General features: G+C 61.1%; 2 protein-coding genes. Both read left to right on the forward strand.

Features of this window, described 5'->3' with window-relative positions:
- Positions 1 to 122: 122 nt before the first annotated feature.
- Entirely contained in the window at positions 123 to 1,484 is a 1,362-nt protein-coding gene (locus A3220_RS16510; RefSeq protein WP_062376037.1) for an IS1380 family transposase, read from the forward strand.
- The coding region (locus A3220_RS17630; RefSeq protein WP_217284302.1) for a hypothetical protein at positions 1,478 to 1,746 on the forward strand (269 nt) is incomplete at its 3' end. The genes A3220_RS16510 and A3220_RS17630, both read left to right, overlap by 7 nt.

Consider the following 1,746-nt stretch of genomic DNA (forward strand, 5'->3'; position numbering starts at 1 on the left):
CTCTATAGCGACAATTCATGGTTTTAATATCCTGAATCCGTGAGACCGGCCCCCGGAAGCACTTCTAACCCACTGACCTGCATGGCAATATAGCCATTATCGCCATTCACCCAGACAGTGCCATGCCCAACATAAAGTTCCGCGCCAGTTGCCGCACCCTCACCAGCCACGCCGGGCTGTCCATCATCGGGCAATGCTTCGAGATCGCTGGCGTCGACAGCATCGACAGCCGCTTCCCCACCACGCTGGGCATGCGCACCAGTGACGTGATCAAGAGCTACCTGGGCCTGCTGTGTCTGGGCATGAGCGACTATGACGCTGTCGAGAACTTCCGCCGCGACAAGCCCTTCCAACAACTGCTGACCCTGCAGAAGGTGCCGAGCGCGGCGACGCTGCGACAGCGGCTGGAGAAACTTGCCGCCAACGACCTGCAGGCGCGCACCGCCACCTGGTCCACGACCCTGCTGTCACTGATCGAAGCACCGATCACCGCCGAGACGACGCACGTCTGCCTGGACATCGACACCTTCGTCATGGACAACAGCAACTCGAAGAAGGAAGGCGTCTCGCGGACCTACCAGAAGGTCGATGGCTACACCCCGATCGCCGCCTACCTGGGCAACGAAGGGTGGTGCCTGGGTCTGGAACTGCGGCCTGGCAAGCAGCACACCATGAAGGAGAGCAACGCCTTCCTGGAGCGGGTACTGCCTCGCGCCCAATGCCTGACCAAGCAACCGATCCTGTTACGCGAGGACAGCGGCTTCGACAGCCAGGCGCACCTGGCGCTTCTCGAACAGCAACGCCAGGTCTTTGCCGACGAGGGGCGCCGGCTCGACTATGTCGTCAAATGGAACCCGCGTGGCTCGGCCACGGCTGATCGAGATACCTGGCTGGCGGTGGCGGCGGACTACTGGGAAGAGCTGCGTCCTGGCAAGCGCCAGGCGCTGTGGACGCAGACCGTCTCGATCCACGACGACAACAAGACCGAATACGTCGTCCAACGCGTGATGCGCCTGGTAGAGCGCACCGCCGATCGCGATGGCCAGTTGCTGCTCGAACCGGACTATGAGTTGGAAGGCTGGTGGACCAGCCTGGACGAGGCGCCGGAGGCGGTGATCAAACGCTACCAGGCGCATGCCACCCATGAGCAGTTTCACAGCGAGATCAAGACCGATCTCGACCTGGAGCGCTTGCCGTCCGGCAAGTTCGCCACCAACGATCTGATCCTGCATCTCGCCCAGTTGGCCTACAACATCCTGCGCCTGATGGGACAGCTGGGCATGACCGGCGAGCTGAGCCCGGTTCGCCACCCGGCCAAGCGGCGCCGGCTGCGCACCGTGCTACAAGAGCTGGTGCACCGTGCGGCTCTCGTGATTCACAAGGCACGGCAGATCATCCTCGACTTCGGGCAGGATATCGGGCGCATGACGGTGCTCAAGACGCTGCGGAGCCGACTGCGTTATCCACGAGGAACGCCATGCTGACCGTCAATCGGCGACACTCTATCCACAAGCAGTTCCAAGCGACACGCGATCGCCAGATATGTCGTGCCTGGCGGGTGGAAAGGCATGACAAAACGGGCCGTCAGCACCGATCAGCACGGTGGGTTTTGGCAATAACGGGCTTGCGAAAGCCAACTTGCACGGGGCGAATGATCAAAAAGTGCTCGCTGGCGGTGATAGGGAAAGTGTCGGCGCCGGCTTCACGGATTCAGGCTAATATTAAAACAGGTGAAGATTTAAATAA

Source organism: Halomonas sp. KX33721 (genome assembly GCF_001596805.1).
In the GTDB taxonomy this organism is placed as follows: domain Bacteria; phylum Pseudomonadota; class Gammaproteobacteria; order Pseudomonadales; family Halomonadaceae; genus Vreelandella; species Vreelandella aquamarina.

Bases quoted from the DNA above. Each gene is read 5' to 3' on its own strand.
- A3220_RS16510 (WP_062376037.1), top strand. From the start codon at position 123: ATGCCCAACATAAAGTTCCGCGCCAGTTGCCGCACCCTCACCAGCCAC.